Below are 16940 nucleotides of genomic sequence, written 5' to 3' on the forward strand. Positions count from 1 at the left end.
ATTTAGGGGGATTTTTATGAGTGAGAAGAAAGATTATTTAAAGTCTCCCGATTTGCTGCCTATACCTCATAGTGAGAAAAACATAAGTGCAGCCGGATTTGGTTTCATTTGGGTGGGCATGGCTGTAGTATTGGCTGCCTTCGCGATCGGTGGGAACGGTGTTCAAAGTTTATCCTTAGGCTGGGTCGTTCTTGCAACGGTCATTGCCTGTGTGGTTCTCGGCTTTTTGATGACAATGACAGGGGATATTGGTGTTGAGCATGGAATATCATTCCCAGTCTATATGAGGGCGCCGTTCGGTACGATTGGCACCCACATCCCTTCGGTTGTACGCGGTTTTGTAGCGTCATGCTGGTTCGGCCTCAATACTTACTTTGGAGCCACTGCAATGAACGCGATCTTCACAACTCTTTTTGACTTTGATAATTGGTTTATCTGCTTCCTCATTTTTGCCGTTTTACAATTAGTCAACACGGCAATGGGAATAAAGTCGATTGAACGATTCGCCGACTTGGCGGCGCCCGTCATCATTTTAATTTCTGGCTGGATGTATTTCACCCTATCCGATCAGGCTGTGGCCCAAGGAAGGGATGTATGGTCCTGGATTGAAAGCCCGGTCACTGGCGGGGCAGCCGCCACGGCTTTCATGGTCGTCATAATGGCAAATATGGGATTTTGGGGCACGTTGACTGCAGATATGCCCACGCTTTCCCGCTATATAAAGGCACCAAAAAATGAAAAAAATTGGTTCAAGCGCAATAAGGGGCAAATAATTGGGAATATTATCACCTATCCCATCACCCAGACGTTCATGGTGATTATCGGAGCGGTTTCTTATATGGCTGTTTCCAATTATGATCCTGTAGTTGCCATACAGGGATCAGCAAGCGGAATTGCCCTCGGCGTCCTTTTGATCATGATTGTATTTGCTCAATGGTCGACGAATACTACGGCCAATGTCATTCCCGCGGCTACCATTTTCTCCAATGTCTTGGGTCCTAAAATGCCATTTTGGGCGGGGGTCGTCGTAGCGGGGGTTATTGGGATAGTAGTTCAGCCATGGAGCCTTTTCGGGATCATAATAGAAGTTTTATTAATAATAGGTGGAATCCTGGCATCCATTGTCGGCATCCTGGTAGCGGATTACTATTTCCTTCGTAAACGGAGAGTGAATGTACAAGAACTCTATGAAAGTGAAGGCCAGTATAAGTACTTGAATGGAGTGAATTGGGCAGGAATCATTTCTTGGGTGATTGGAGGGATTGGTGCCACGATTTTTTCAAATTATTCGTTTATTATTGGCTTTCTTCTTGGCGGTGCAAGTTATTTTATATTAGCTAAGTATTGGTGGTTCAAGCGATATGAACAAGCTGAAATCATTGATCCGAGCGACGAGAAATATCTAGGCATTTCAGTTGGAAGGGATTGGATAATCGGAAAAGGTCCAGAACTTGAGGAAGAGATGGTTTTTACAGCTTCGACCGGCAAGGAGAACGTTTGAAAAAGGGGGAATGGAAATGTCCGAATATCAAGAGTATCGCTTAGAAAGGGAACAAATCGATTTTTTGCTTGAAAGAGGATATCGAATCACCCGGGTTTCCGAAAGTTTAAGTGGAGCCTTTCTCGATTTTGAACTGATTGAAGGAACGAAGCAGGAATGGAAGCAATTGAACATCAAAACCCCGGAAGGAAGGAAATACTTCTCTACATTGCTTTTCAAAAAAAAGTTGAATTGAAATGGTTATGGACCGGGCCTATTCCTCACGAATGGGTCCTTTTTGTTCGAGTTTTTTGTAGAATTTTGACGTTAGATTTTCTGACAAGTGTATGGAGATTTAAGGGTTGTCCGTTTATAATAGATTTTAAAGCAGTTTTATAAAAGGATGTGGCTGGATGAATACATCGATTACAATCGAGGAAATTCTAACACGCAAGCATTTTAATCAGACTGATATAATTGCAGGCAGCAGTGGGATAAAGCGTCAAGTGAAGTGGGTCCACTGCATGGAAGTCACCCAAATCAGCCATTTGCTAAATGGAAACGAACTGATACTGACTACCGGTTTAGGGTGGAAAGACTGCGATGACACATTTCTATCCTATTTAAGACAGTTAATAGAATGTGATGCAGCTGGGCTCTGTATAGAGATTGGCGCCAACACCATGGCAGTGCCGCAATGTGCCATCGATCTCGCAAATGAACGGCAATTCCCTATCATCCTATTTCATGAAGAAGTCCCTTTCGTAGAAATCACGCAGGATATACATTCCCTTATCATCAATAAACAATATCAGATGATCTCCAACTTAGAAAACTACTCACAGCAGTTAAATAAAAATCTCCTCGAAATTGACCATTATGAACCAATTCTAACATTTCTCCACAGTTATTTAAATGTACAGGTTATTCTTATCTTTAATGAAAATGATATAGCCAGCATTCCAAAAATAAAGAAAAAAACAACCTATCAAATGGTAGCGGACATATACGATGAGAAGCGGAAATTGGATAAAACCGTTCTTGGACAGCCGATTCAAGTGCTTGGTGAAAATTATGCGGAACTGCTCATTTGCAGCAACGGCAGAGAGTTGACTGATTTTGATTCACTGATCATGGATCGAACGGCTACCGCATTGGCACAGCATTTATTAAGGGAGTTATATATAGAAGAAAAGAAAATGTCGGAAGAAAGTTTATGGCTTACAAATTGGATTGAAGGTGAATATAGTGACGAAGCAATCCGGGAGAGGCTTTCCTATATTGATCCGAAAATGCAGTTGGATGGTGGAATTGTTTGCATTTGCAAACAACACCCAAAGTATAATAAAAATTCCGCAAAATTAGATGGAACCTATTTTAAGATAATGTTTAGAACGGTTTTTGAACAGTACGGCTTTCAGATATTTTCCATTGAAATACAGCAGCATCTTGTTTTTATTTTAGGTGATAATCGTTCATCCGAAGATTGGAAATCAAGGGTTACAAGCGCGGTGGATCGAATCATGAAAATGGATGTAAGCGGGCGTAATCGAATGGGTCTGCTTTCCATTGGGTTTGGTAAGCATGTTCAAAGGTTAAGTGAGATTTATAAAAGTTATGAAACGGCCCGTGAGACTTTGCTGCTTCAGGATACATTACCAGAGGATAACAGGAGCTTCTTTTATCAGGACTTACATATGCATCGCATGATTTCACTCATAAATAAACATGGCAATCTGGAGGAAACGGTATATGAATATTTAGGTCCTGTCATTGAATATGACAAGCAAAACAATGGGGAGTTAATGCCTACCCTGAAGACCTACCTTGCCTGTAACGGTTCTAAACAGGAAACATCAAAACAATTATTCATTGTCCGGCAAACGTTATATCACAGGCTTGAAAAATTGGAGAAACTGCTAGGTTCTGATTTTATGCGTTCCGATAAGCGTTTGGGCCTTGAATTCATGATTTTTGCATTGGACTTCTTACAATACAGCAGCAGGAAGATCAGCGGGAAGTATGTAGACAAATATATTGGGAGATAAAAAGATAAGTAAGACTGAAGGGTGTCCAGGGGACATCCTTTTTTGAATGCAAGGAAAGGGAGGCAGATAACAAGGTTAATGCTGACATCAAAATGGCCTATATAGCTCCTTGATGTCAGCATCTTTTATTAATATTCATCTTTTTTGGAAAGGCAGCGATCACATTCCAAGAGGTAGGATTCAGCTTGTTCAATGATATGGGTCCCGCATTCCGTACATTGTTTAGGCGGCAGTGTCCTGAAGAATTCCAATGGGTTTTTGGTTTGCATGATGATTCCTCCTTATTTTGGTTTAATCAGTCTTCGCGTTTGGAAAGGCAGTGGTCACATTCCATCAAGTAGGATTCAGCTTGTTCAGTGATATGGGTCCCGCACTCCGTACATTGTTTAGGCGGCAGTGTCCTGAAGAATTCCAGTGGATTTATAGTTTGCATGGTGGTTCCTCCTTTTTGATTTGGTTTTAATCAGTCTTCGCGTTTGGAAAGGCAGTGGTCACATTCCATCAAGTAGGATTCAGCTTGTTCAGTGATATGGGTTCCGCACTCCGTACATTGTTTAGGCGGCAGTGTCCTGAAGAATTCCAGTGGATTTATAGTTTGCATGATGGTTCCTCCTTTTTGATTTGGTTTAATCAGTCTTCACGTCTGGAAAGGCAGCGGTCACATTCCATTAAGTAGGATTCAGCATGCTCGATAATATGGTCACCGCACTCGGGGCAATGTTTAGCAGGGATATTGTTAAAAAACTCAATGGATTTTTTCATTTGCATGATGATTTCCTCCTTTTAATGTTAGATATATTTTCCGATCGCTTTATTCTTCACGTTTGGAAAGGCAGCGATCGCATTCCATCAGATAGGCATCTGATTGGTCCACATGTGTTTCACCACATTCCGGGCAATGTTTAAATGAATCGATTGTGAGTAAATCTGATTGATTTGCTTGCATGTCTCGCCCCCTCTTTATAGTACAGTTTTTGTTATTTGTTTGTTGTTATAATACAGTATATACCCGAATTTGGAAATTGTATAGGTATTTTACAGAAAATTTAAAATTTTTTTCACCCATAGTGTGAAAACCCTATGGGAAAGGGAATTATCATCTGTTTATTTTTTTATTTTTCTTCAAGGCAAGTAGGAATTCAAAGAAATAATGCTTTTTATAAAACGAAAAAACAAAGAGGGAGTGAGAGAGACAAACAATTTTCGATGTGTTGAGATGGGCATTAATGTAACAGATGGGAAACAGGAAGTTCAATGATCAATGAATGCTATTTCACAGTCGATGTAACATAAAAGAGCTTGTTCTAAAATGTCAGCAAAATTCGAGCGGCTGCGATTATATGTAAGTTTCTGTCTGTGTGGTTTTAATACATCAGTAAAGAGGTAACTTGCTAGTAGAAGTACAATAATGGGAGGTAGCATATGTCGAAAGCGATGATTATCGTCAATCCATCTTCAGGCAAGGAAAAGGCAGGGAAGATTTTGCCGAAAGCGGAAAAGGCACTTGGTGAAATTTTTGATGAGGTATGCGTTCGTAAAACGGAAGGAGAGGGGGATGCGACGGGTTTTGCAAAGGAGGCCTGTGCAGAAAGATTAGATGCTGTCATTTCCATGGGTGGGGATGGAACGGTGAATGAGATAGTGAATGGCTTGGGCGAGCAGCAGCATCGGCCTATCTTCGGGATCATTCCACTAGGAACCATCAATGATTTCGCCAGGTCTTTGGGAATACCACTGAATCCCAATGCAGCCATCAAGATATTGAAGGATATGCATATTAAGGAATCGGACATAGGGAAGATCAATGACCGTTACTTCATGAATGTGTTGGCGGTAGGGGCAATCGCCGAGGCCACCTATAATGTTACCATTGAACAAAAAACCCGTCTTGGGTCTTTTGCATATTTCATTGAAGGAGCAAAAGCGATCATTAAAAAGACTCCTTTTCCTTTAACGGTTGAACATGATCACGGAAAGTGGATGGGGGAGGCTCATTTACTAATTGCAACAATGACTAACTCTGTCGGAGGCTTTGAACAACTCGCACCAGAGGCGGAAGTGAATGATGGAAAGCTGCACACATTCATCATCAAGGATTTATCTCTTCCTCTCATCGTCAAAATCATTCCCAGTTTGATCAGGGGGGAGATCATGGGGAATGACGAAGTTGAATATATTAAAACATCCAAGCTCCATTTAACCACATCAGAGGAACTTGCAGTCAATATCGATGGCGATGAAGGCATTCTTCTTCCTTTCCAGGCAAATGTACTGCATAAACATCTTCGTCTATTCGTCCCGGGAACTAAATGAGCCGTTTAGTGCCAATTTCATTCATCATGTGGGAAAAGCTGATTATGGGTTAGCCAATCAGCTTTTTTCTATGAGGTTACCCAAGCTTGTTGATGAAGTTTGTTGGCGGTGTTCATCGTGCACGACGTAAGCTCCTTCGCTTTTATAAAAGGTATCATTATTCAGGGGGATTCCAGGTTAGAATAGTTAATGCATGAATGACTGGGTATAAGTATGTTACGCTTATAGTTACGATTATGGATGAGAGAGGAAGTTTGATGTTTGTATGGAGTTTTTTCTTGTTATATTAGCGCTTCTTATATTGATTGGAGTGTCTAATGTAATTAACCATTTTATACCCTTTATACCTGTACCATTAATACAAATAGCACTAGGTGTCATATTGGCACTATTACCCCTGGGTATGCATGTTGAGATGGAGACGGAATTATTTTTGCTATTATTCATCGCACCCCTATTATTCAATGATGGTAAAAATGTACCCCGAACAGCACTATGGAAGTTGAGGGCACCCATTCTGATGCTTGCACTGGGCCTCGTATTCATAACGGTTTGGGTAGGCGGATATTTAATTAATTGGATGATTCCTTCAATACCATTGCCGGCAGCGTTCGCTTTAGCAGCCATTTTGTCACCTACGGATGTAGTGGCAGTAAGCGCTTTGGCGAGTCGTGTCAAATTGCCGAAGAGCATCATGCACCTTCTCGAAGGCGAAGGGCTAATGAATGACGCCTCAGGTTTAGTTGCCTTTAAGTTTGCCGTTGCTGCTACAGTCACGGGTGTTTTCTCCTTAGTCGACGCAACCTTCAGTTTCATATGGATTGCAACTGGTGGCTTTGTAGGTGGAGCAATACTAGCTTTCATCATTATCAGGCTTCGTATATTTCTTCGCCGTTTAGGGATGGAAGATGTCACGATGCATATGCTGATCCAAATCCTAACTCCTTTTATTATTTTCCTCGCTGTGGAACATTTCCACCTTTCTGGGATTTTGGCAGTCGTGGCTGGGGGAATAGTCCATGCCATTGAACGAGATCGCGAAATATCACCAACAGTGGAACTTCAAGTCGTTTCAAAGAGTACATGGTCCGTCATTTTATATGTATTGAATGGCCTTGTATTCGTTTTGCTTGGCTTGCAAATCCCAAGCGTTGCGAAAACAATCTTTCAAGACCCAGCCTTCAATAATGGACAAGTGATCCTTTATATCGTGATCATTACACTTTTCCTTTTCGCTTTACGTTTCATTTGGCTTACGGCTGCCTGGTCGATTGGCTGGATGACGAAAAAAGCGGGAGCCCAAAAACCGGACTTCAAAGCTGCCGGGATCATTACCATTTCCGGTGTTCGCGGAGCTGTAACGTTAGCGGGTTCGTTTTCGATTCCGTATGTGTTGGCAGATGGAAGTCCTTTTCCTGAGCGTTCGTTAATCATTTTCATTGCAGCAGGTGTCATATTGCTGACCTTGATTGTTGCGAGTGTATTCCTGCCAATCGTGGCACGGTCGGAAGAAGAGGAAGTGGTGAACAAGCAGGCTGACAAAACGAAAGCTGCTGCCATTCACTCACATCAAGCGGCCATTCGGGTGGTTGAGTCCCAAATGACAGATGAAAACCGGGAAGCGGCTTTATCGATCATTTCCAGGTATTGTACCAAGATCAATGAACTGTCCTATGTAGAACAGGAGAAAGAACCGGCTGCATTAAGGGAAGAAGAGAAGGAACTTCGCTTCAAGGCCCTTGAAGCAGAGCAAAGATTCCTGGATAAACTCATTAAGGATGAAAAAGTGGACCGGGAAACGGCGTATATATGCAAGGAATACATCCAGCGTATGGAAGGTGCCGTGACAAATCGGCTGAAGTTCCGTTTTTTCAGGTCAGTAACGCTTTTCAGAAGAAGTATGTTGAGGCTTTTAAAATTATTTTTCCCTGACAAAAGTAAAATAAGAAAAATCAATCTTGAGAGATTGGAAAGGGTCCGGGATCTTAAAATCAGGATGTATAAAGCTGCCATCCAAGAGATACAAGCCGGAATTACATCCGATAATCATAAGACATCCTCGATGATCATAGAAGAGTATAAAGTGTTGATTTTAAAATGCAAACGTGAAAACAGAGGCCGTACCCCGAGTAAAATGGCCGAATATGAAAGAGAGCTGTTCTATAAAGCGATCCAGGCAGAACGGGACGAAGTGCAGGATATGTTTGAAAAACGACAAATTTCCCGTGATGTTGCCAACATACTCCGCCAGCAAATCAATTTACGAGAAGCACTGACTATCAATGAAAATACACATTGATTATACAGAAGGAGCACTGTCGATATATTCGGCAGTGCTCCTTCCGGTTTGTGAAGGGAATATCGGACGGGGCATCGAATCATTATTGTATTCAATAATTGATGAAAGAGAGTGTGCTTAATGGAAAAGGAAATCGAGACCATAACTTTAACGCCTTATTTACCGGAACATCTTCACCAGCTTTCCCAGTTTTATTTACCGAATGCACAAACCCCTTTTTCAGCTCTGCCGGAAGAGTCACTGAAATATTGCCGGGAAGATTGCGACAGGCACCCTATCGTAATATTGGCCGATGGTATCCCAGTTGGCTTTTTCGTTTTACACATTGGCGAAAACATCACCCCTTTCACCAGCGATAAAAAAGCGATATTGCTCCGGGGATTTCTTGTTGATCAAAAACATCAGGGAAAAGGGATTGCGAAGAAAGCCTTGCAAATCCTTCCGGAATTCGTAAAAGGGATTTTTCCAAACAAGGATTCGATCATTCTGGCAGTGAACATCAAGAACGTGATTGCAAAAACGCTTTATGCGAAATCGGGGTTTCAGGATACAGGGATTCAAAAGGAAGGCAGAAGCGGGTTGATGGAGATAATGGAATATAGAGTGGATGCGGTGAACAAGGATATGGAATAAGGGATGGATAACAAAAATAATTGGCATGTAGACCTTTCCAAAAAGGAGAGGTCTTTTTTGTCCAATTTGTTACAGGTTTCATTAAGAAATCAGTGATTTAGAAGGGCTGCTTTTAATAATGCCGCTGCCTTATGGTACACTTTACTTATTGCAAAATTCGTTAATCGAGGTGTAGTCCTAATGAAAACAGTCGTAGTCGTAGGTGGAGGCATTACCGGATTATCAACCATGTATCATTTACAAAAAACAGTTAAAGCGAGGAGTCTCTCCGTACGATTAGTATTAATAGAAGGAAATGAGGAATTAGGCGGTAAAATAAGGACTGTGCACGACGGTCCTTTTAAAATTGAAGCGGGTGCCGATTCGATCGTCGCAAGGAAACAGAATATCCAACCATTTCTTAAAGAATTGAACCTGGAGGATCAAGTCGTCTATAATGCGACGGGAAAATCATTCATCCATACAGATGGGATGCTGAAGGGAATCCCTGAAGATGCCCTATTCGGAATACCAATGAGTCTGGAGTCGCTGGCGAAAAGTGATCTGGTTTCCGCCCAAGGGAAGGTCGAGGCCTTAAAGGATTTCTACACAAAGAATGAGACATTTACGAAGAATGACTCCATCGGTTTATTTCTTGAAAGCTTCTTAGGCAAGGAATTGGTGCAAAAGCAGATATCGCCTGTCCTTTCAGGTGTTTACTCAGGAAAGTTAAATGAATTGACCATTGCCAAAACACTGCCAGAGATGCTGGATTATAAAAATCAATATGGCAGCATAATACGAGGACTATCGGAAAATAAGCAGAAATACAAAAGCAAGGGAAATAAGAAATTCCTTTCGTTTAAAAATGGCTTATCAACATTGGTTGAACGAATAGAGGAAAGGCTCGATATGGTCGAGATTTTAAAAGGGGTCAGTGTAGATAAAATCGGAAGAAATGATGAGGGGTACATCATTTCATTGGCAAACGGTGAAACGCTGGAAACGGACTTTATCGTATTGAGTACACCGCATACAATTGCCCAGAAATTATTGGGTGATCGGGAGCTGGATGAGGACTTCGACGGCTTGATCAATAGTTCGATGATTAGCGTTTATCTTGGATTCGATATCCCGGACAGCATGCTTCCTAAAGACGGGACAGGTTTCATTGCAGGTGATAATAGTGATTTGATCTGTAATGCATGTACCTGGACAAGCCGGAAATGGGAGCATACTTCTGAAAACAGTCAACTTTTGGTAAGGCTTTTTTATAAAAGCTCTAGTCCGGACTATGAACGATTACAGTCACTTACAAACCAGGAATTGATCTCTGTGGCTTTACGCGACATTAAGAACAGTCTAAGCATTTCTGGGAATCCAATTACGAGTGAAGTGACGAAATGGCATGAAAATATGCCGAACTACCATATTAAACATCCTCAAATCGTTCAATCACTGGAGGCGAAAATCTCCGAGAATTATCCGAATGTATTACTTGCGGGCTGTTCATACAATGGTGTCGGAATCCCGGACTGTATTGCTGATGGGGAAAAGAAAGCGGAAGAGATATGTCTGAAGTTATAAAAGGGGGACTGCCAGGTGGCGGTCCTTTTACTATTGGAAATGTAGCAGGTATAGAGAATAGTTACCCCTCATGATTCTTCCGCGTATACTTCGAATGTGACGTGTTAACCCACTTTTTCTTTCTGCACATCGTACTATAAAAAAACGCAAATTCGTTTGGTGTCCTCTTTCAATCACGTTTTCCAATAGAGGCGCTAGGATATTATTATCATACTTGGTTACAACCGTGCCGACTTCAACATTGTTACTCATCGCACCTATTGATTTACAGTAATCATTTCAAGTCGATTTCGCGGAAATAAAATCATGTTAGAAAGTATCTTTAATTTTAAAACAAGCACAACGTGTTCAGGGGAGACCCCGCCCGCGGAAAGCGAGTGCCTGGAGGGAAATCAATGTTCCAATTCAACAATCACTCAAAAAAACTGTAGATAATTTTCTTTGGGTTTATCTGCAAACTATACTGTAAGGGCAGTCCTTTTTTAACGAATGCTGGAAATTACGTTTGAAGTTTCTGGCATTTCCTGTATAATGATATTCGTAAAAATAAACTGAAAGTTTACTTATATAAAACTTTATCTACTTTGGGTTTACTATAAGTAAACTGATTGAGGGTTATGGAATGCAAATTGGGAAAAAAATAAAGAACCTTCGCTTGAAAAAAGGTTTGACCCAGGAAGAATTGGGCGAAAGAACCGATTTAAGCAAAGGATATATTTCACAGTTGGAAAGGGATCTTAGTTCCCCTTCAATTGAAACTCTGTTCAATATTTTAGAAGTACTCGGCTGCAAGCCGAAGCAGTTCTTCGATGATGAGGATCAAGTCCAAAAAGTAGTGTATGAAGAAGAAGCACAAACATTTTTCATCGATGAAGAACGGGGATACCAAATTCAGTGGCTCGTGCCTGAATCGAATGAAAAGGAAATGGAACCTATTCGTCTGACTCTCCAGGAAAAAGGGGAGTTCAAACAATTTGAACCATCCTTGTCGGAAACATTCGGTTATGTATTAAGCGGAAGAGTCATTGTAAAGCTAGGTACACATACGTATTTCGTCAAGGCAGGGGAATCGATTTATTTTCATGCTTCAGATGAACATCAAATCATCAATGATTTTGAAGGAGCGTCCGAGTTATTACTCGTGGTGACGGAATCATACTTATAGAATTCAAAACAAACCAATCGTTGATGATTGATGAGTAAGGTAATGGAGAGAGGGAAGAAGCTATGGCAAATGGGAATATAATACGCTTCGATCAGGTTACGAAGCAATTTGATGATGAAACGGTGGTTCTCGATAATGTTAGTTTTGAAATCGAGAGAGGGAAGTTCTATACGCTATTGGGTCCTTCCGGATGTGGGAAGACCACGATCCTTCGTTTGATTGCCGGCTTTACGGAAGCTTCCAAAGGTGATATTTATTTTGAAGGAAAAAAGATCAATGATGTACCAGCCAATAAAAGGCAAGTGAATACGGTTTTTCAAGATTATGCACTTTTTCCGCATTTAAATGTGTTTGAAAATGTAGCATTTGGTCTTCGGATCAAAAAAATGAAGAATTCTGAAGTGGAAATCAAGGTGAAGGAAGCACTCAGCTTTGTTAATTTGGAGGGTTATGAAAAACGGGAGATCAGGGAAATGTCCGGCGGTCAGCGGCAACGGGTAGCCATTGCCAGGGCTATTGTTAATGAACCTGAAGTCATTCTGCTGGATGAACCGCTATCTGCCCTCGATCTGAAATTGCGTACAGAAATGCAATATGAATTGCGGGAGCTGCAACAGAGGCTTGGAATCACGTTTATCTTCGTCACTCATGATCAAGAGGAAGCATTAGCGATGTCAGATGAAATTTTTGTCCTTAACAAAGGGAAAATTCAGCAAAGCGGGACCCCTACGGATATATATGATGAACCGCTGAATCGATTCGTTGCCGATTTCATCGGTGAGTCCAATATTGTAAAAGGAAAAATGATTGAAGATTACCTCGTGGAATTCGTAGGCAGACAGTTCGAATGTGTCGACCAAGGATTGAACAGTAATGAAGCTGTCGATATTGTCATCCGCCCGGAAGATTTAGAGATTACTTCGGTCGATCGCGGGAAACTGCAAGTTCGGGTGGACTCCCAGCTATTTCGCGGTGTTCATTATGAAATCAGCTGTTATGACCATGATGGTAATGAATGGCTTGTCCAATCAACGAAAAAAGTGACAGTAGGAGATGAAATAGGGCTATATTTCGATCCGGAATCGATTCATGTCATGCGATTGGGTGAAACTGAAGAAGAGTTCGATAAGCGTCTGGAAGCGTATCACGATGGGGAAAGTCATGAGGAATAAAATATCCCGGAATATTTACTTCATACCCTATGTCTTATGGATTGCTTTATTCGTGATTGCCCCCATTTTATTGATCCTTTACTATTCCTTCTTTGACATTGAAGGCAATCTATCCTTGATTAACTATCAAAAGTTCTTTACGCCAGTATATTTAAAAATGACATTAAGCTCATTTTGGTATGCTTTCCTGATTACGGGAATATCCCTTTTAGTCGCTTACCCGACAGCCTATTTGTTAACGAAAACCAAGCATAAGCAGTTCTGGCTTTTGCTGATTATCGTGCCTTCCTGGATTAATTTACTTTTGAAGGCTTATGCCTTCATTGGTATTTTTGGCACGTATGGTGTGGCGAATGGTTTCCTGGAGGCGGTAGGTATCGGAAAGCAGCAGATTCTCTTTACGGATTTCAGCTTCATATTCGTTTCGGTTTATATTTTCATCCCGTTTATGATTTTACCGATATTCAATGCGCTTGATGAAATGAATCCAACCCTATTGGATGCGGCCAATGACTTGGGAGCGTCCCGATGGATGACATTCCGCCGTGTCATTTTTCCATTGACGTTAGATGGTGTAAAGACGGGATGCCAGGTAGTCTTCATCCCGGCACTTTCATTGTTCATGCTTACAAGACTTATTGCCGGTAACCGAGTCATTACACTTGGTACCGCTATCGAGCAGCACTTCCTTGTAACACAGGATTGGGGAATGGGTTCCACAATCGCGGTATTTCTGATTATTATAATGTTCCTGATTATGTTTGTAACGGGTAACCGAAAGCAGGGTGTGTAAATTGGGCAATAAATTATCACCAATATCAAAAGCGTTTCTCGTTTTGATTTTTCTCATTCTCTATGCACCGATTTTCTTTTTAGTCTTTTACTCTTTTAACAGCGGTGGAACGATGTATGACTTTAAAGGGTTCACGATGGAGTGGTACAAGGAGCTGTTCCAAGATACGAGGCTGTTGATCATTGTATTGAATACACTTGTGATTGCTTTATTATCTGCACTGATCGCAACGATCATCGGGGTGATAGGGGCAATTGGAATTCGGTCCTTTACGAGCAGTAAAGCTAAGAATACGGTATTGTCATTGAATAATGTATTGATTGTCAGTCCCGATGTGATCATCGGTGCTTCCTTCCTGATTTTATTCACGATGGCCGGGATCAAGCTAGGATTCTACTCGGTACTGTTGTCGCATATCGCATTCAGTATCCCGATCGTTGTGCTGCTGGTACTTCCGAAACTTCAGGAAATGAGCCCTACTTTAATTGATGCGGCCCGGGATTTAGGAGCAAGCCGGTGGGATGTATTGACGAAGGTCATCCTTCCATACATCTTACCAGGTATCTTTGCTGGTTTTTTTATGGCATTGACTTATTCACTTGATGATTTTGCGGTTACGTTCTTTGTGACCGGTAATGGTTTCTCCACTCTTTCTGTGGAAATCTATTCATTGGCCCGACGTGGAATTTCATTGAATATCAATGCACTATCGACACTTCTGTTCGTCGTGACACTGCTGTTGGTTGTCGTATATTACTTTATAACTCAACGTGTTAGGCAAACGGGAATGGGGGGGAAACGATGAAAAGGCTTCTCCAAATGTTTTTGCTCATTTCCCTCGTATCCGCTTTGCTGCTATATGCAATTTCAAGTTTGAATTCATCACAGGGATTTACGAGCAGCAATACGCTTACCATCTATAATTGGGGCGATTACATCGATACGGATCTAATCGAACGTTTTGAAGAAGAAACAGGTATAAAGGTCATTTATGAGACTTTCGATTCGAATGAGGCCATGATGACTAAAATCGAACAGGGCGGTACCACTTATGATATTGCCATTCCGTCTGAGTACATGATCGATAAGATGAGGCAAGAAGACTTGCTGGTTCCCTTAGATCATTCCAAGCTTCCGAATTTGAAAAATATCGATGAGCGATTCATCGATCTGCCATTCGATCCGGAGAATAAATATTCTGTCCCGTATTTCTGGGGAACGGTTGGGATTGTTTATAATTCCAAGATGCTCGATGGCAAAGAAATAACGGCCTGGGCGGATTTATGGGATAAAGATTTAAAAAATGAAATCCTTTTGACGGATGGGGCTAGAGAAGTGATGGGCATGGGTCTGAACTCTTTGAATTATTCATTGAATGATACAGATGAAGAACACCTTCAAGAGGCAAAATCCAAACTTGATGCCCTCACTCCGAATATTAAAGCGATAGTAGGTGATGAAAGCCGCATGCTATTGGAAGCCCAGGAAGCGGCAATTGGCCTTGTTTGGTCGGGAGTTGCTTCTGAAATCATGGCTGAAAATGAAGATCTGGAATACGTTGTTCCAAAAGAGGGGTCCAATTTATGGTTTGATAATATGGTCATCCCAAAAACAACGAAAAATGTCGATGCGGCTCACCAGTTCATCAACTTCATGCTGGACCCGAAAGTTGCGGCACAAAATGCTGAATATGTAAGTTACTCGACACCCAATAAAGAAGCACTGAAATATATGCCTGAAGAAGTGGTGAAGGATGAACGTTTCTATCCATCACCTGAACTGACGAAGAAACTGGAAGTATACGAAAACCTTGGGAAGAAAAACTTGGCCCATTACAACGAACTCTTCCTTGAATTCAAGATGCATCGTAAATAACAAAAGAAAAAAAAGCATGGTGTAGGAATTCCCTCCGTACACCATGCTTTTTCGTTTCTGTGTTTCACGGGTATTTGCTCCAAATTCACGAGTAAAAGCCTGAAACTCACGAGTATTTGCTCCAAATTCACGAGTAAAAGCCCGAAACTCGCGAGTATTTGCTCCAAACTCACGAGTAAAAGCCCGAAACTCGTGAGTATAGCTCCAAATTCACGAGTAAAAGCCTGAAACTCACGAGTATTTGCTCCAAATTCACGAGTAAAAGCCTGAAACTCACGAGTATTTGCTCCAAATTCACGAGTAAAAGCCTGAAACTCGCGAGTATTTGCTCCAAACTCATTTGTTACCTATATAAAAAGTTGATATAACGGTATAATATATTTTTTTGTAATGATCAATCAAAATTTTAATGTAAATCTGTAGCAGAATGAATACTCTAAAATATCTGTAGGGATTTAAGTATGTTAGTATAATGATTGAGTTAGTGCATATTGAAGGTTGAATTAAAATCTTAAGGATTAATTAATATTTCCAAGCTATCATAATAGAAAACTTAAGGGAGAGTATTCATGAAACTATTTAGGAGCACGAAGGCATATATTTGGGCAGGGAGCATTTTAATCATTGCCGGAATCATGGCATTTGCGATGATTTCGTCCGCGGATAAGACAATGGCGAGTATCGATGGCGAGAAAATAAATAAGGATGAGCTGTATGACGCACTTGTTGCGGGATACGGAGCAGATACTTTAGACCTGTTAATTACTAATAAATTGGTTGAATTGGAAGCGGAAAAAGCAGGAATTAAAATTAAGGATGAAGAAATCCAGAAAGAAATCGATGTTATGGCTGAGTCCTATGGCGATGAAAAGTCGTTAGAAGAGCAATTGGAAGCAAGCGGTTCTTCGATGGATGCCTTAAAAAAGGACATCGTGGTTTACCTGCAAACGAAAAAACTGGTAGAACCGAGAATTACCGTGACGGACGATGAAATCAGTACGTATTTTGAAGATAATAAAGATACATTTGCTCAAGCGGAACAAGTGGAAGCTAGTCATATTTTAGTCGAAGACGAAAAAACGGCAAAAAAAGTTGCGAAAGAGCTTGCAGCAGGCGGTGATTTCGCTAAGTTGGCAGCTGAATATTCCACTGATACTGAAACGGCGGATAACGGAGGAAGCCTAGGATATTTTGGAAAAGGCGATATGGTAGAAGAGTTTGAAGATGTTGCCTTTGATCTTGATATAAATAAAGTCAGTGATCCAGTCAAATCCGAATATGGGTACCATATCATAAAAGTAACCGGTAAGAAGGAAGCAAAAAAAGCTAATTTAGAAGACAGTAAAGATGTAATTAAAGAAACGCTTCTTTCCGAAAGATTACAAGAGGAATATCCCGTTTGGTTAGCCGAAGTGAAAAAAGACCATGAGATAACGAATAAATTGGAGGGCTCTAACTAAGGTATCAAGTGAAGGATATACTGAAACAAAGAAGCTGAGGCAAAATGCCTCAGCTTTTATTATGGCTTGTACGATTTGGATGTTGATTTCCGCTTCAGGCACTCGCTTTCCGCGGGCGGTCGTGGAGCCTCCTCGG

At 41.2% G+C, this 16940-nt stretch carries 18 protein-coding genes; 13 read left to right on the forward strand and 5 right to left on the reverse strand.

Going from position 1 to position 16940, the window contains the following annotated elements:
* Nucleotides 1-16: 16 nt before the first annotated feature.
* The 3 genes from ACIQ0C_RS21680 (at nucleotide 17) to ACIQ0C_RS21690 (ending at nucleotide 3528) form a co-directional block, all read left to right on the forward strand.
* Nucleotides 17-1501, forward strand: coding sequence for an NCS1 family transporter (locus ACIQ0C_RS21680; RefSeq protein WP_402842782.1), 1485 nt, complete (start codon nucleotides 17-19; stop codon nucleotides 1499-1501).
* Between the two features lie 16 nt (nucleotides 1502-1517).
* Complete coding sequence (locus tag ACIQ0C_RS21685) at nucleotides 1518-1736, forward strand: hypothetical protein (RefSeq protein WP_034304894.1); 219 nt, start codon at nucleotides 1518-1520, stop codon at nucleotides 1734-1736.
* Nucleotides 1737-1893: 157 nt separating this feature from the next.
* Complete coding sequence (locus ACIQ0C_RS21690; protein ID WP_403063877.1) at nucleotides 1894-3528, forward strand: PucR family transcriptional regulator; 1635 nt, start codon at nucleotides 1894-1896, stop codon at nucleotides 3526-3528.
* 128 nt (nucleotides 3529-3656) lie between these two features.
* On the opposite strand, the gene yhfH (ACIQ0C_RS21695) is transcribed toward ACIQ0C_RS21690, so the two are convergent.
* From yhfH (ACIQ0C_RS21695) to yhfH (ACIQ0C_RS21715), 5 genes are read right to left on the reverse strand one after another with little or no spacing between them, the layout of a single operon-like run.
* Entirely contained in the window at nucleotides 3657-3797 is a 141-nt protein-coding gene (gene yhfH, locus ACIQ0C_RS21695) for a protein YhfH (protein ID WP_072274044.1), read from the reverse strand.
* Between the two features lie 26 nt (nucleotides 3798-3823).
* Nucleotides 3824-3961 (reverse strand): protein YhfH, encoded by a 138-nt coding sequence (yhfH, locus tag ACIQ0C_RS21700; RefSeq protein ID WP_082196596.1) that lies wholly within the window; start codon nucleotides 3959-3961, stop codon nucleotides 3824-3826.
* Nucleotides 3962-3991: 30 nt separating this feature from the next.
* On the reverse strand, nucleotides 3992-4129 hold the full coding sequence (yhfH, locus tag ACIQ0C_RS21705; protein ID WP_082196596.1) for a protein YhfH: 138 nt from the start codon (nucleotides 4127-4129) through the stop codon (nucleotides 3992-3994).
* A 29-nt stretch (nucleotides 4130-4158) separates the two neighbouring features.
* Nucleotides 4159-4296: a protein YhfH gene (gene yhfH / locus ACIQ0C_RS21710; protein WP_082162914.1), complete on the reverse strand. Its 138-nt coding sequence runs from the start codon at nucleotides 4294-4296 to the stop codon at nucleotides 4159-4161.
* Nucleotides 4297-4339: 43 nt separating this feature from the next.
* Nucleotides 4340-4474: a protein YhfH gene (gene yhfH, locus ACIQ0C_RS21715; protein ID WP_402842794.1), complete on the reverse strand. Its 135-nt coding sequence runs from the start codon at nucleotides 4472-4474 to the stop codon at nucleotides 4340-4342.
* Nucleotides 4475-4950: 476 nt separating this feature from the next.
* Here yhfH (ACIQ0C_RS21715) and ACIQ0C_RS21720 point away from each other — a divergent pair, with 476 nt between their 5' ends.
* From ACIQ0C_RS21720 to ACIQ0C_RS21765, 10 genes are all read left to right on the forward strand, one after another.
* Nucleotides 4951-5841, forward strand: a complete 891-nt coding sequence (locus ACIQ0C_RS21720) for a diacylglycerol/lipid kinase family protein (protein WP_403063880.1) — start codon at nucleotides 4951-4953, stop codon at nucleotides 5839-5841.
* Between the two features lie 265 nt (nucleotides 5842-6106).
* Complete coding sequence (locus ACIQ0C_RS21725) at nucleotides 6107-8140, forward strand: Na+/H+ antiporter (protein ID WP_403063883.1); 2034 nt, start codon at nucleotides 6107-6109, stop codon at nucleotides 8138-8140.
* A gap of 120 nt (nucleotides 8141-8260) precedes the next feature.
* Entirely contained in the window at nucleotides 8261-8773 is a 513-nt protein-coding gene (locus tag ACIQ0C_RS21730) for a GNAT family N-acetyltransferase (RefSeq protein ID WP_403063886.1), read from the forward strand.
* A gap of 180 nt (nucleotides 8774-8953) precedes the next feature.
* Complete coding sequence (locus tag ACIQ0C_RS21735) at nucleotides 8954-10339, forward strand: protoporphyrinogen oxidase (RefSeq protein WP_403063889.1); 1386 nt, start codon at nucleotides 8954-8956, stop codon at nucleotides 10337-10339.
* A gap of 622 nt (nucleotides 10340-10961) precedes the next feature.
* A complete protein-coding gene (locus tag ACIQ0C_RS21740) occupies nucleotides 10962-11504 on the forward strand; it encodes a helix-turn-helix domain-containing protein (RefSeq protein ID WP_402842808.1) in 543 nt (180 codons plus the stop codon).
* 62 nt (nucleotides 11505-11566) lie between these two features.
* Nucleotides 11567-12676, forward strand: a complete 1110-nt coding sequence (locus ACIQ0C_RS21745; protein ID WP_402842810.1) for an ABC transporter ATP-binding protein — start codon at nucleotides 11567-11569, stop codon at nucleotides 12674-12676.
* On the forward strand, nucleotides 12666-13469 hold the full coding sequence (locus tag ACIQ0C_RS21750; RefSeq protein ID WP_403063892.1) for an ABC transporter permease: 804 nt from the start codon (nucleotides 12666-12668) through the stop codon (nucleotides 13467-13469). Before ACIQ0C_RS21745 ends, ACIQ0C_RS21750 begins: the two co-directional genes overlap by 11 nt.
* A 1-nt stretch (nucleotide 13470) precedes the next feature.
* Entirely contained in the window at nucleotides 13471-14274 is an 804-nt protein-coding gene (locus ACIQ0C_RS21755) for an ABC transporter permease (RefSeq protein ID WP_034304873.1), read from the forward strand.
* Nucleotides 14271-15344, forward strand: coding sequence for an ABC transporter substrate-binding protein (locus tag ACIQ0C_RS21760; RefSeq protein WP_403063895.1), 1074 nt, complete (start codon nucleotides 14271-14273; stop codon nucleotides 15342-15344). Before ACIQ0C_RS21755 ends, ACIQ0C_RS21760 begins: the two co-directional genes overlap by 4 nt.
* Nucleotides 15345-15913: 569 nt before the next feature.
* Nucleotides 15914-16804, forward strand: coding sequence for a peptidylprolyl isomerase (locus tag ACIQ0C_RS21765; RefSeq protein WP_403063898.1), 891 nt, complete (start codon nucleotides 15914-15916; stop codon nucleotides 16802-16804).
* Nucleotides 16805-16940: the final 136 nt, after the last annotated feature.

Source organism: Peribacillus sp. NPDC096448 (assembly GCF_044762675.1).
GTDB lineage: Bacteria > Bacillota > Bacilli > Bacillales > DSM-1321 > Peribacillus > Peribacillus frigoritolerans_B.